This window comes from Chryseobacterium sp. G0201 (genome assembly GCF_003815655.1).
In the GTDB taxonomy this organism is placed as follows: domain Bacteria; phylum Bacteroidota; class Bacteroidia; order Flavobacteriales; family Weeksellaceae; genus Chryseobacterium.
Genome location: NZ_CP033917.1, coordinates 1,402,074 through 1,414,884, shown reverse-complemented (window position 1 = coordinate 1,414,884; position 12,811 = coordinate 1,402,074). Strand labels below are relative to the sequence as shown.

General features: G+C 33.8%; 12 protein-coding genes. 5 read left to right on the top strand and 7 right to left on the bottom strand.

Annotated elements, in window-relative coordinates; all coding sequences use genetic code 11:
• The first annotated feature begins 9 nt into the window (after positions 1–9).
• Positions 10–633, top strand: a complete 624-nt coding sequence (gene yihA / locus EG348_RS06230) for a ribosome biogenesis GTP-binding protein YihA/YsxC (RefSeq protein WP_123981643.1) — start codon at positions 10–12, stop codon at positions 631–633.
• On the top strand, positions 626–1,078 hold the full coding sequence (locus EG348_RS06225) for a GNAT family N-acetyltransferase (RefSeq protein WP_123981641.1): 453 nt from the start codon (positions 626–628) through the stop codon (positions 1,076–1,078). The genes yihA and EG348_RS06225 overlap by 8 nt, the downstream gene beginning before the upstream one ends.
• 76 nt (positions 1,079–1,154) lie before the next feature.
• On the opposite strand, the gene EG348_RS06220 is transcribed toward EG348_RS06225, so the two are convergent.
• From EG348_RS06220 to EG348_RS06195, 6 genes are all read right to left on the bottom strand, one after another.
• Positions 1,155–1,478 (bottom strand): hypothetical protein, encoded by a 324-nt coding sequence (locus EG348_RS06220; protein ID WP_123981638.1) that lies wholly within the window; start codon positions 1,476–1,478, stop codon positions 1,155–1,157.
• A gap of 28 nt (positions 1,479–1,506) precedes the next feature.
• A complete protein-coding gene (locus tag EG348_RS06215; protein ID WP_123981636.1) occupies positions 1,507–1,887 on the bottom strand; it encodes a DUF6232 family protein in 381 nt (126 codons plus the stop codon).
• Positions 1,888–1,905: 18 nt separating this feature from the next.
• Positions 1,906–2,241: a YegP family protein gene (locus EG348_RS06210; RefSeq protein ID WP_123981634.1), complete on the bottom strand. Its 336-nt coding sequence runs from the start codon at positions 2,239–2,241 to the stop codon at positions 1,906–1,908.
• 123 nt (positions 2,242–2,364) lie between these two features.
• On the bottom strand, positions 2,365–3,030 hold the full coding sequence (locus tag EG348_RS06205) for a response regulator (protein WP_123981632.1): 666 nt from the start codon (positions 3,028–3,030) through the stop codon (positions 2,365–2,367).
• 12 nt (positions 3,031–3,042) lie between these two features.
• Positions 3,043–4,689 carry a tetratricopeptide repeat-containing sensor histidine kinase gene (locus EG348_RS06200; RefSeq protein ID WP_123981630.1) on the bottom strand — a complete coding sequence of 549 codons (1,647 nt, stop codon included), beginning with the start codon at positions 4,687–4,689 and terminating at the stop codon, positions 3,043–3,045.
• Positions 4,690–4,750: 61 nt separating this feature from the next.
• Positions 4,751–4,960: a hypothetical protein gene (locus tag EG348_RS06195; RefSeq protein ID WP_123981628.1), complete on the bottom strand. Its 210-nt coding sequence runs from the start codon at positions 4,958–4,960 to the stop codon at positions 4,751–4,753.
• Positions 4,961–5,344: 384 nt separating this feature from the next.
• On the opposite strand from EG348_RS06195, the gene EG348_RS06190 reads away from it, so the two are divergent.
• Together EG348_RS06190 and EG348_RS06185 are read left to right on the top strand one after the other, a co-directional pair.
• The gene (locus EG348_RS06190; RefSeq protein ID WP_123981626.1) at positions 5,345–6,178 is read left to right on the top strand and encodes a hypothetical protein; all 834 of its coding nucleotides are present in this window, start codon (positions 5,345–5,347) and stop codon (positions 6,176–6,178) included.
• A gap of 77 nt (positions 6,179–6,255) precedes the next feature.
• Positions 6,256–8,049, top strand: coding sequence for a metallophosphoesterase family protein (locus EG348_RS06185; RefSeq protein WP_123981624.1), 1,794 nt, complete (start codon positions 6,256–6,258; stop codon positions 8,047–8,049).
• Positions 8,050–8,361: 312 nt separating this feature from the next.
• Here the strand turns inward: EG348_RS06185 and EG348_RS06180 are convergent, their stop codons facing one another.
• Positions 8,362–9,429 (bottom strand): phosphatidylinositol-specific phospholipase C1-like protein, encoded by a 1,068-nt coding sequence (locus tag EG348_RS06180; RefSeq protein WP_123981622.1) that lies wholly within the window; start codon positions 9,427–9,429, stop codon positions 8,362–8,364.
• A 333-nt stretch (positions 9,430–9,762) separates the two neighbouring features.
• Between EG348_RS06180 and EG348_RS06175 the strand changes: the two genes are divergently transcribed.
• Entirely contained in the window at positions 9,763–12,807 is a 3,045-nt protein-coding gene (locus EG348_RS06175; protein WP_123981620.1) for a SusC/RagA family TonB-linked outer membrane protein, read from the top strand.
• The last annotated feature ends 4 nt before the right edge of the window (positions 12,808–12,811 follow it).

The following is a 12,811-nucleotide window of genomic DNA, read 5'->3' as shown; positions in this document are numbered from 1 at the left end:
ATTCGAGAAATGGTTATTAAAACAGCAGAGTTTGTAAAGAGTAGCGGAAAATGGCAGGAATGTCCGGAACCGACGATCCCAGAATATGCTTTTATAGGAAGATCAAATGTTGGGAAATCTTCATTGATCAATGCAATGCTGAACAGGAAAGATTTGGCGAAAACTTCGGGAACCCCAGGGAAAACTCAGCTTATTAATCATTTTATCATAAATGAAGACTGGTATCTTACTGATTTACCGGGATATGGTTATGCTAAGGTTTCAAAAGTGATGAGAAGGGATTTTGAGAAACTGATTAATAATTATATTTTAAATAGAAAGAATCTTGTGAATCTTTTTGTCTTGATCGATTCAAGACACAGTCCACAGAAAATAGATCTTGAATTTATTGAATGGTGTGGTGAAAGCGGAGTTCCGTTTTCGATTGTTTTCACTAAAGTTGATAAACTGAAACCGAATATCGCCATAAAAAATGTAGAAGATTACAGGAATGAGCTTTATAAGACTTGGGAAGATCTTCCGGAAATATATGTGACTTCTGCTGAAAAGAAAGAAGGATGCGACGAAATTCTGGATTTCATACAAACCACCAATGAATTTTTAAAAAATAACAGTGTAAATTTCGATGAGTAATATTATCTGGAAAATTAAAACGTTTGAGGAATTTACAGTTCCTGAATTATATAATCTTCTTAAAGCTCGCAGCGAAGTATTTGTAGTAGAGCAAAACTGTGTTTATCTAGATGCCGACGGCTATGATCAGCAGGCGATCCATGTATGGGCAGAAGATGAAGAAGGTGAAATTTTAGCATACTGCCGAGTTTTTGATAAAGGGATTAAATATGAAGAAACTTCATTAGGTCGCGTTATAACCACGCAAAAAGGAAGAGGAAGAAGCTTGGGTAAGCAGCTTATACAGTATGCTGTTGAAACAATAGAAAACCGTTATCATACTTCTGAGGTCAGAATTTCTGCACAGGATTATTTATTAAAATTCTACGGAGATTTTGGTTTTGAAGATACCGGAAAAAAATATTTGGAAGACGACATTCCGCACACGGAAATGATCAGAAAATAAAGAAAAGCGAAGAAATTAATCTTCGCTTTTTTTGATAATTAAATATATGGAGTGTTTTTATGGTTATTTTTTGAGATTAATTACACCCTGAGCAATATGATCTGTCAACATACACTTTACTGCTTCCCGAATAATAATAGCAACCTCCTCTTGATCCGACATTTAATGAATTACCGTTATAAGTACAGCCTTTACTTTGAGAGTAAGATGATCTTGAGCTGTTAGAATAAGAAGATCTTGAACTTTTAGATCTGCTTTTTCTAACCTTGCTACTTTTGCTTTTCTTTGGTTTTTTTGATGAAAATTCAGTTGTTGATGTTGTACGATTTGTTGATGCTGTAAAGCTTGCAGGTAATAATAAGCCTAAACCTAAAAGGCTTGTGAATAGGATTTTTTTCATGGTTATTAGTTTTAAACAGTTTATAATTTTATCCTCGATGAACGATTGCGTCATTCAGAGCATTTACGATTTTTTGAATATATTTTCTATCCTTTGAAATAATACTGTTAGCCTCTCCGGAATTGGTGCTTATTCTTACAGCATATTCATTTTTTATGGAAACAAACCACCAAATTCCCAAAGCAATAATTATTAATCCCACCCAAAAAACATCTTTTGAAAAAAGAAAAATTACCCCGAAAAGAGCCGTGAAAAATGCTTTGTTTTTACTCTTAATAATTTCAAAAATATGAACTGAAGAAATGTTTCTCATCGCATAAGTTTTTGAATGTGTTACATATCTGGATTGTGTAACTGTAACAGAATTATCCTGATAGAATGTGGTTTCGTTTTGAATTTGAGCTTCCATAGTTATAGTGTTTTAGATTTATTCTCCGGTTAGATCAACAATTTCTGCAGTTGGAGCATTTGTTTTTACGGATTCTATTCCGTTTTCTCTGGCTAAGATTGAGTTGTACATTTCACTAGTTCCTATAATCTCACCGTTTCCTGCTTTTAAATTGAAATAGTATTGTCCATTTGTTGCAGTTCTTCTGTCGTAACGATGGTCATACGGAGCATTGATTTTTACAGAATCAATTCCTGCTTTACAATTTGCCTTGGTTTTGTAGCCTTCACTTGTTAAGATTGTTTCGTCATTTCCAGCTTTCAGATTGAATTGATATTCATCATTTCTTCTTTTTGTAATAATAAATTTTCCCATTTTTTTTATTTTAATACTCCAAAAATATAACACTTTAAAAACCAAACCTTACGGGAATCCGTAAAATGAAAAAACCTTCCAAAAAAATTGAAAGGTTTGATAAAATATGTTTTAGAAATCTCGTTAAATAATTCCCAAATCCTTACAAAAAGCAACCAACTGCTCATTGCTGGTGACTTCTAAGGCTTCTTTTAAACTGTTTAATCTTTTTTCAACACTACTTAAACTGTTAGGTCTGATGTCGTTATTTTGAAGATATACCGGAATGTTTTTTTGCAAAACTCCCTGTGATAGGAGAGAGACTAAAGTAATGTCATAAGCAGAAAATTCATAATTATTCAGTTTTTTTACCTCTTGTTTAAGGTCTAATGACAAGTAATTTTCATTAACATAAACGGATGCGATAGCTTTTTTTAACTCTTTTGAGTCATTTCTCGCCTTACGAACATAGCCGTTAATTTTAGATTCTGTGAAAAGAGAATCAATAACTCCGGATCTGTGCTCGGCGGAAAAAACAATCACATTTAATGAAGGTTGAATTTCCCGTAATTGTCGCACTAATTCTATTCCGTCTTTAATGTTTTGTTGGCGATGATCTTCTTCGTAATAAAGATCGGTGATCAAGAGGTCGTAAGTGTCATTTTCGCGGATAGATTTTTGAACTTTGGCTAAAGCATCATCACAATACGAGACGTAATCAACAGTTGGAACATTCAATTCTTCAAGCGTTTTTTGTACAGAAATACTGATGCTTTCGTGGTCTTCGGATATTAAAATTTTTTTGAACATTGTTTTCTTTTTTTAAATAGGAAATGAAATGGTGATCTTCAATCCTTTTTCGATTTCGGTATCAAAAATAATTTCTCCGCGGACATTCTCAATACGGGAAACCGTACTCGTGAGCCCATTTTTATAAATTAATTCTCCAGAGATGCCTACACCATTGTCTGTGTAATGAATTGTGATAAAATTATTTATTCTTTCAAATTTTAATACAACTCTGTCCGCCTGACTGTGCTTTTTCATATTGACCAAAAGCTCTCTAATAATCTGATAAACCTCTTCCTGAGCTGATGGTTTTACCTCTTTCCAAATTGTCTCATCATTTCCGGCGACGTAGGTATTTACTGTTTCATTTTTAAAGGTGGCGATAAGCTTTGATATTTTCTTGCTGAAATCTTCGTCCTTTTCTTGTGCATCTATTTTTTCATAAGAAATATCTCTTGATTTTTCATAGACGAATTCCAACTCATCCAGCATTTCATTTTTATCAATATTTTCCTGATTTTCGATTTTGGTTATTACCTGATAAATGCCGTTGGCAACGACATCGTGTACTTTTTTGGAGAGCTTGAGTTGGTTGTTTTTTATTTTTAATTCGTTTTCTTGTTGAAGGCGTTTTTTTCTTTTTCTGTACCAGAATAAACCACCGATTAATATTATTACTAAAGTGGAAATACCAATATCTTGTTTAAAACTTTTTGATTTTAATTTTTGATTATCAGCATTTTTTGCTTCCAAATCATACCTTACGACAGCAAATTGATTTTTATCTCTACTTCTTGCTGTCTGAATACTGTCACTAATAAAATCAAATCTTTGAAAGTTTTCCAGATAATTTTTAGGATCTAACTTTATAATTTTCTGTAAAGCAATTATTTGGTCATCAATACTTTTATTTTTGATAGCAGACTGAAGCATTTTTTTTGCAAAATTCAGGGATAGATTTTTATCTCTATTTAAATAATATTCAGATAAGGTTTCAAAGCTGGAATTTTTTCCCCACTCGTCATTTGTCTTTTCTCGAATTTCTAGTGCTTGGAAAAATTCAGGTAATGGGTTGTAGTTTTTATCGTAAAGATATTTAGCTTTCGCGTAATTGTTAACTGCTCTTGAATAATTAGAACTGTTATCCGTTAAAATGGCTTTTTTTAAATATTCTTTAGCAAGTTTTAAATTTCCTTTACTTATTAAAACGTCACCAATATTATTATAGCATATATATTTATCTTCGTTATTATCGACATATCTTAAGGCTTTTTCATAATAGATATATGCACTGTCAAAAACCTTAAGATTATTAGATGCAATAGCCATATTATTATAATTTGATGTTAATGTTTTTGTAACAATAACATCTTTTTCGTCTTTAAGGAATTTATTTGACTCTAGTGAAGTCTTGATTGATCCAAAAAAATCACCTTTACTTGTTTGAATTTGTGCCATGTTAGCTAAAGCTCTTGCGGCACCAATTGAATCTTTATTGTCTAAAAAAGAATTCTTTGCTAAATTGAAATTATAAAAAGCCGAATCAGTAATATTTTTTTTACTATACTCTTTTGCTTTTTCAAAAAAGGAGTTGGTGGAAAGTTCTGATTCTTTTGTTTTATTGTCTTTTTTACAGGAAAATAAGACTATCAATAAAATAATCAATAGCGTGTATTTCATGAGATTAGTTTTGGTACAATATAAGAAAAAAGACAGATTATACAATCTGCCTTTTTTAATATTAAGGATTAGTTGGGGTAAATGGAGGAGGTATTTGCCCTGTATTTCCTCCTACAGGTCCGCCATCTTCTCCGGTTCCTGTGCCACCCCCCGGATCACTCGGTCCGTTTTGCACTGTTACAGGGTTTCCGTTATTATCATAACACGTTGTCGTATTTGCGTTATTATTTGAGAATGCTAAACCTAATAGCATTAATATAAACTGGATCATTTTGTCAAAAAATTTATTGTTAAAGCATTCGTGTTCTTCCCTGCGAAACAGATCGCAGATTGTTTTACACGTTTAAAAAAAATTGAAGCGCTTCTAAATTTTTTGGGAAGTGAACCTTCAAAAACGGAAGAGAAACATCTGCTTCCCAACCCGGAGTTTTCTTCCGTTTTATCTGGTGATTTTGAAATCAGTTTTGTACATTTGTTTTTTTGTAATGTTTTGTTTCTCACTGATTTCTGAAGCAAAGATGCGACAAAGGGTAAGGCAGGTGTTAGACAAAACATGGACATCGATGGACACAGAATGGACAGGAATTGTATTACGGAAACCCGTAATGCGACATGGTCAAAAATTAGCTATTTTGTAACTCCTTAAAAACTAACTATGTCCAAGAAAAAACTACTAATTCATGAGGTATTCAGAAAGGCGGAAGCAGAGACCGGAAAAACAACTAAGAGTGGTTTAGCTAATTATTTATGGCTGTATTTTAAAGAAGATTTGGGGTTTGAAATAAACGATAAAACCTTTTCGAGGTATTATGATACTTATGTAAAAGGAGATGGAAGTAAAGAAATTAATATAGAGCCTGACAGATTGGATAAGTTAAGTGAATACTTAGGTTATAAAAACTTCGCAGATTTCTCAAGAACCTTTATCAAGAAAGATGATGACGCAAATAAAACTACCATTAAAATAAGCGTTGATAAAGATGAAGAATCAATTTCTGAACTACTTTCTAATATAATTATCAATATAACGAACGAGCAAAATTTCAAAATGCCCGAGTTCATGAAGAAAAACGGAATGGGAATTATGGAAATGGCTTTGGTGATTTGTCTTGTCACCGGAAGTGTTGTTTTTTCGCATCCAAAGAATAAAACGTATGGTTTTGCCGGATTTTTACCATCGAAGGAGTGTATGTATTGGAATGGAAGCGAATATAAACTGGTAGATTGTAATGATAAGAATCCTAAATTTGATAAGAAAATTCCTGTGGATGAAGATAATTTACAGTTCTTTAAAAGAATTTTGCGAAAAGATACATTGACCTACGAAAATGCAGTTGGAAAGACATGGTATTCAAAGTATAATGGTGAAGTAGAGTTTTTTACAAAAGACGGAATAGATCCCGACACTGGGCGGGAACTGAGAAAATCAACTCATCTTATGTTAGAAAAATACGCTTTTCAGCAATCTGACTCTATAGAAGTAGAATGATCAATTTTCTTCACAATTATTTAAAATTCAATTAAAACAATTCACAAAAGAATCTATTACTTTCGTCTTATTTTAAGATGAACAGAGGAATATTTTCACTTTTACTTTTTACGTTTACTCTATTTTCGGCACAGCAAAAACCTGTACAAATTGCATTTCTTTCCGATGTGCATTTTCAGGATTTGTATGGAAGCTTTTCGGATAACAATTTTAAAGGAATTATCAATCCTAAAACAGGAAAACCCACCATTCTGAGAACGATGGATTCGCAATTGCATTCCACGAGAATTTTTAATGAAAATTATTTTGCCTTTCTGAAAGCATTAGATGATATTGCAGCAAAGGGTATTAAAATAGTCGCCATGCCCGGAGATTTTTCGGATGATGGACAAGCCTACAATCTGCGCGGTCTTCATACAATATTAGATCAGTATCATAAAAAGTATGGAATTGATTTTTACTTAACCACAGGAAACCACGATCCTGTTGGCCCGTTTCGGCAGGATGCCGGAAAAGATGATTTTTTAGGAGAGGACGGGAATCCGCTAGGAATTTACAGCAAAGAAAATCTTGGGAAAACAAAGAATAAAATCATTACAGAAGACATTGCAGAATCGGGATATGTAGAAATTTTGGATGAATTAAAAGCTTTCGGTTTTTATCCCAAAAAAGAAAATCTATACTGGAGTACACCTTTTGATCACGATTCTTACAAAAATTATTCATTCGAAAAAGCCATACAAAATGCGGATTATTCCAAAAGAATGTATGACGTTGCGAAAGATTTTTCTGTTCCTGATCTGAGTTATGTCGTTGAACCGATGAAAGGAGTTTGGATGATCGCCATCGACGGAAATACTTATATTCCTAAAAACCTCAACTCAAATCCAAATGATCCTACAAACTATCGTGGCGCAAGTATAGGTTACAATAATGTATTGACCAATAAAAAGCATCTGATTCAGTGGATTAAAAAAATTACGCAAGAAGCAAAAACTAACGGAAAAACGGTCATTGCATTTACCCATTATCCAATGATTGATTTTAATGATGGCGCAACTCATGAAATTAAAAATTTGTTAGGCGAAAAAAAATGGCAATTAGAAAGAGTTCCGGACGAAGAAGTTGCAAAAGCTTTTGCTGAGACAGGATTGCAAATACATTTTGCCGGACATATGCACATCAATGATACAGGAATTCGAAAAATGGGAGAGAAAATATTGGTCAATGTTCAGGTTCCGTCATTGGCGGCCTATTTACCGAGTTATAAAATTCTGACAATCCACTCTCCTGAAAAAATGGAGGTGCAAACGGAAGTTTTAAATGATGTTCATAGGTTTGACGAATTATTTCCTTTGTATGAAAAAGAATTTGAAGCATTAAGTCAAAACAAAAATGCAACACTTTGGAATAAGGATATTTTGAAAACAAAATCCTATCATGATTTCATGCTGTTTCATTTAAAAGAATTGGTTCGTTTGAGAATGATTCCGGATGATTGGCCTAAAGAATTTATGGAGAAAGCAAAATCTTTAAATGGGGAAGATTTACTTTTAATGTCACAAAATTCAGGCTCAGAAGTAAAGCAAACAGGAATTGATTCAAAATCATTCAAACAATGGAGTTTTGAAGATTTGTTATTTGATCTGTATAAGTTCCAATCAGCAGATGAATTGGCAAAAAAAGATATTCCAGAAGAAAGATTACAACAATATCAAACATTGGAAAAATTCTTTAAAACCAATCAATCTCAAGATCCTTTCATCATACAATTAAAATCGGTCTTCAAGATTCTTTCTTTACTGTCAAACGGAGATCCGGCAGATCATTTTGAGATAGATTTGAAAAAACAAGAAATAAAGAGGTTATAGTTTTTTATTTCTCACGGATCGAGACAGATGTTTACGCTTCATCTTTGTGTTATTTGTGAAAAATTCGTGTTATTTGTGTTTAAAAATGTTTTAGACGCAAAGATTTAATCATTTAACCTTTTAATTTTAGAAAGCAAAGGCAAATAAATTTGCTGCGCGAAGCTTGAACGTAAACTTAATCCAATCAATTTATTGATTCATCTTTGCTTCCTAAATAATACATTCTTAAAAATAAATCTTTGCGTTAAAAAACAACCAAATCAAAAAAGACTGCCCAAAAATCAGACAGTCTCTCGTTTAATATCATTTTAATTATTTTCCGGTGACAGGATTTTTCCTTTCATATGTATTGTTATCAAAACTAATTTTATAAGTTGACTTAAAAAGCTTACTCGGCTGATAATAATCTGTTGTGATCACCTGCGCACCGCTTTCTTTTGCTTTTTCAAATCTCGAATAATCCTCTTTTCTTGCCTCCATCGTATCGGCGTCAGCTCTGGTTCGGATAATGTAGCCTTGTTTTACGAGATCATTAATGTTCGGACTCGGATCATTCATAAATAAAACTGCAGACTCAGGCGTTCCGGGAGCCGAATTCGTGAAAACCATTCTTCCTTTTAAAGAAGGATGTCCTTCCATATAAATATCTCTGTTTTCACTGTTGTTATCGAGTACAAAAAGGAATTTTCTTTTAGCATCTTTTACAGTTGGCCAATTTTTATGTAAAACCGCTTCGTTCAACGTTTTATAAGAACCACGAATGTCGTCCGGAGTTATAATTTTATTTTTCCCTAAATATTTTTTCAACTCATTATCCAGATCATCGAACAGTTTTGAAGTATAATGTTCCGGTTCTGTCCCAAATTTATTGGCTTTTCCATCTTTTGGTTCAAGCGTGATAAAAACAGGATCGTGATCAGGATGTGCATCAGACCATTTTTTCAGATCTTTTAAGCAATCTTCCAGCGTGTAATACCAAGTCTGATAATCAATATCCGTTATGTGAATCATTTTATATCCCGGCTTCTTCATTTTCCCTTCCGGATCGAATGGTTGTGTTGTTTTGACAAGGTCTAAAATCTTCGGATGCGCATATTTTCCGCCTTTGCTGTCTGCATATACATCAATTTCTAAATTTCTTAATCCTAAATCTAATTGTTGAGGTATTGGGATATGTTCATATTGAATTCTTGGAAGAAAATTCATAGAATCTTTCTTAGATAAATAACTGTAAACTTCCGGAAGAATCGCCTTTTTATAAGAATTGTGAGAGCCAATTACCTGAATTTCATTAATTTTTAAATCATTAAGATTTTGAAATTGTGACCAAAATAGGTTTAAAGAAGATAAATATAAAGCTATAAAAGCTGCCTTTTTCATTTCGTCAATTTTTGTAATGGCGAAATTAATGACTCTTCTTATTAGACGATTTATATATTATGTTAAGTGTTTTTTACGATTGTGTGAATGATAAAAAATACAGCTTTGTAAATTGCTGATAATGAGTGTGTTTTTATTTTCTCTTTTTGAGATATTTATGTTTTGTTGATTTTAAGATAACATTATGTTAAAATGATTTCGTGGTATATCATTTTACTTTGTATGCCGGAAATGAAACGAAGATCAAGTTAAAGAAAACCACTGTTGCGGGAACAACAGCGGCTTTTTTACTAAGCAAAGCATCGTTTATTACAATTTACTTTACTTAATGATATGTACCACAAAATTAATTTTTTTAAATTTAAAAAGCTAATTCCGATCGCATTGATCTTTTTGGTGGCAAACCAAGTTCATGCTGAAGGATTTACGAAAACTCATTCTGTTTCCTTTCGGGTGGATGAAACAATTGCCGGAAATGTCACAGATCAGGATGGTTCAGCGATGGAAGGGGCGAAAGTCACGGTCGTTGAAACAGGAGCTACAGCAACTACCGATGCTTCAGGAAATTTTTCTATTTCCGCTTCTGTAGGGCAAACGTTATCTATCTCTTATGATGGATATGAAGTACAAAAAGTGAAGATCACTTCTTCATCAGTTTCAATTAAGCTCCAATCTAAAAAAGCGGCGACTTCTATTGAAGAGGTCACTTTGGTAGGCTACGGATCTCAGAAAAAGTCAGATTTAACGGGAGCTGTAAGCCAATTGAAAGCAGAAAATTTCAAAGAAGGAATGAATATTTCTGTTGATAATTTGATGCAGGGGAAAATTGCCGGAGTTCGTATCGTTCAGTCGAGCGGTGAACCGGGAGCAGGAGTGAATGTGTCAATCAGAGGAATTGGCTCGATCAGAAGTGGGAGTACGCCCTTATTCGTTGTAGACGGTGTTCCTTTGAGTAATGATGCGGTAAGCGCACAAAGTCCGAACGTTGGTTTAGGAAATGCTCAGGCAAAAAACCCGTTAAACTTCCTGAATACTTCAGATATTGAGTCAATTACGGTATTGAAAGATGCTTCTGCAGCGGCTATTTATGGAGCAAGAGGATCAAATGGTGTTGTTTTGGTAACGACAAAAAGAGGCAAAAAAGGAGAGCCGATGTTTACGTATGATACGTATTTAGGTTTCTCTTCTGTGATTAAAAAATTAGACTTATTAACGGCGGATCAATACAGAGCTGCAGGAGTTGATAAATTGTATGACCACGGTGGAAATACAGATTGGCAGGATGAAATCTACAGAAGTGCAGTTTCTCAGAATCACTCGGTTTCGTTCTCAAAATCTTCGGAAACAGGGAATTATTTTGCGTCACTTTCTCATATGGACCAGGATGGTATCGTGCTGAACAGTGGTTTTAAAAGAACAACCGCTCGTTTGAATGCCGAAGAATCTTTTTTTGATAATAAAAGATTAAAAGTTAAACTAAATCTTACGGCGAGTGACATCAACGAAACCGGAATTCCGAACGGAGCCAATGCAGGTTCTGATGGTCAGGTAATTATCCATGCTTTGATGGCGAATCCTACACGTTCTGTGTACGATCAAAACGGAAATTACACCAATTTCAACATGAATGCTCACTACAATCCATTGTATTTATTGAGTGTTTATACTGATAAAACCAATACTTTCAGAGTATTAGGAAATACGGAAGCAACGTTGAGAATCTTACCGGGATTAAATTATAAATTCAATTTAGGTATCGACAAAACAATGTCGGAAAGAAATACAACAATGTATCCAAACATCACCGACAGAACTCCAAAAGGAATGTATGTTCAGGCTAATCTTGACTCTTATAATGTGCTTTTGGAACATTATTTAACGTATGATCTTAGCTTAAATAAACATAATTTCAGTTTATTAGGAGGTTTTTCTTATCAGAAATTTAAGTCTTCAGGAACGTATTTCGGAGTTAGAAATATTGCTAATCAGGGAGCAGGAGTTGCGCCGGAAATTAATCCCGGATATTCCGGAGAGACATTCATTCCGGGGGCGGGATATAATCAGTCAAACGAATTACAATCTTATTTTGGCAGGGTAAATTATAATTTTGATAAAAAATACTTATTAACGGTTTCCTTAAGAGCTGATGGTTCTACGCGTTTCGGAAATAACAACAAATACGGTTACTTCCCTTCAGCCGCAGTTGGTTGGACGATCTCCAATGAAAATTTCCTGAAAGATTCTCAAATTGTTAATGAATTAAAATTAAGAGGAAGCTGGGGACAGACAGGTAATCAGGAAGTTCCGAACAAAATTACTCAGGATAGCTATTCATTAGCTCAGGATGGAGGTTATTATTTGTATGATAATTTAAATCTGATCAATGGAGTTAAGATCGCAAGAACACTAAACCCTGATCTTAAATGGGAGGTGGTAGAGCAGGCCAATATCGGTGCAGATTTCAGCTTATGGAAAAACAGATTGTACGGATCATTGGAATATTACAAGAAAACGACAAAAGATCCGATTCTGAATATTCCGTCAAGAGTATTGAGCCCTACCATTACAGTTTGGAAAAATGTGGATGCACAGATCGTTAATAAAGGTTTTGAATTTACTTTAGGTTCAGAAATTATTAAAAATGAGAATTTCACATGGAATCTTGATGTAAACGGAGCAACGGTAAATAATGAAGTTAAAAACCTTCCGGTTACAGCAATTTATTCAGGTGAAGTTTCAGGGCCCGGACTTTCCGGAGTTACGGCAAATATCTATAAAAACGGATATGAAGCAGGGTCTTTCTTTATGTTGAACTATCAGGGAGTGGATGCCAACGGAAAATACATCTATGAAGATATTAATGGAGACGGGAGGATCGATCAGAAAGACAGAAAAATTTTCGAAGGTGCTATTCCGAATTTCACTTTCGGGATCAATTCTTACATGAGGTATAAAAAATTTGATTTTGCATTTTCATTCATCGGCCAAACAGGAGGTTATTTATTGAACAATACAGCATTGGATTTAAATATCAACAACTTAGCATCAGACAGAAACGTTTTGAAAGAATTTTATGACTCAGGCGCTAGCTTTACCAACCAGCCGCAATTGTCATCATTATATCTTGAAAAATCAGACTTTATCCGTTTGAATAACGTAAGACTGGGATATACTTTCGATATGCATCAGCTGAAGTTTTTGAAGAGCATTAATCTTTACGTAAGTGCGCAGAATTTATTAACGATTACCAATTATTCAGGTTACGATCCTCTTGTTGATACCAATAAAAAGGTTGGAGGAAACCAGTCTCTGGGAATTGACTACACTACGTATCCGTCTGCGAAAACTTTCATTTTCGGAGCAACTGTTAAATTTTAATTTA

Excerpts from the sequence above, each read along its gene's own strand:
- EG348_RS06220 (WP_123981638.1), bottom strand. The coding sequence starts at position 1,478 with ATGAAAAAAATCCTATTCACAAGCCTTTTAGGTTTAGGCTTATTATTA.
- EG348_RS06175 (WP_123981620.1), top strand. The coding sequence starts at position 9,763 with ATGTACCACAAAATTAATTTTTTTAAATTTAAAAAGCTAATTCCGATC.
- EG348_RS06185 (WP_123981624.1), top strand. The coding sequence starts at position 6,256 with ATGAACAGAGGAATATTTTCACTTTTACTTTTTACGTTTACTCTATTT.
- EG348_RS06180 (WP_123981622.1), bottom strand. The coding sequence starts at position 9,429 with ATGAAAAAGGCAGCTTTTATAGCTTTATATTTATCTTCTTTAAACCTA.
- EG348_RS06190 (WP_123981626.1), top strand. The coding sequence starts at position 5,345 with ATGTCCAAGAAAAAACTACTAATTCATGAGGTATTCAGAAAGGCGGAA.
- EG348_RS06205 (WP_123981632.1), bottom strand. The coding sequence starts at position 3,030 with ATGTTCAAAAAAATTTTAATATCCGAAGACCACGAAAGCATCAGTATT.
- EG348_RS06225 (WP_123981641.1), top strand. The coding sequence starts at position 626 with ATGAGTAATATTATCTGGAAAATTAAAACGTTTGAGGAATTTACAGTT.
- EG348_RS06215 (WP_123981636.1), bottom strand. The coding sequence starts at position 1,887 with ATGGAAGCTCAAATTCAAAACGAAACCACATTCTATCAGGATAATTCT.
- EG348_RS06195 (WP_123981628.1), bottom strand. The coding sequence starts at position 4,960 with ATGATCCAGTTTATATTAATGCTATTAGGTTTAGCATTCTCAAATAAT.
- yihA (WP_123981643.1), top strand. The coding sequence starts at position 10 with ATGGTTATTAAAACAGCAGAGTTTGTAAAGAGTAGCGGAAAATGGCAG.
- EG348_RS06200 (WP_123981630.1), bottom strand. The coding sequence starts at position 4,689 with ATGAAATACACGCTATTGATTATTTTATTGATAGTCTTATTTTCCTGT.
- EG348_RS06210 (WP_123981634.1), bottom strand. The coding sequence starts at position 2,241 with ATGGGAAAATTTATTATTACAAAAAGAAGAAATGATGAATATCAATTC.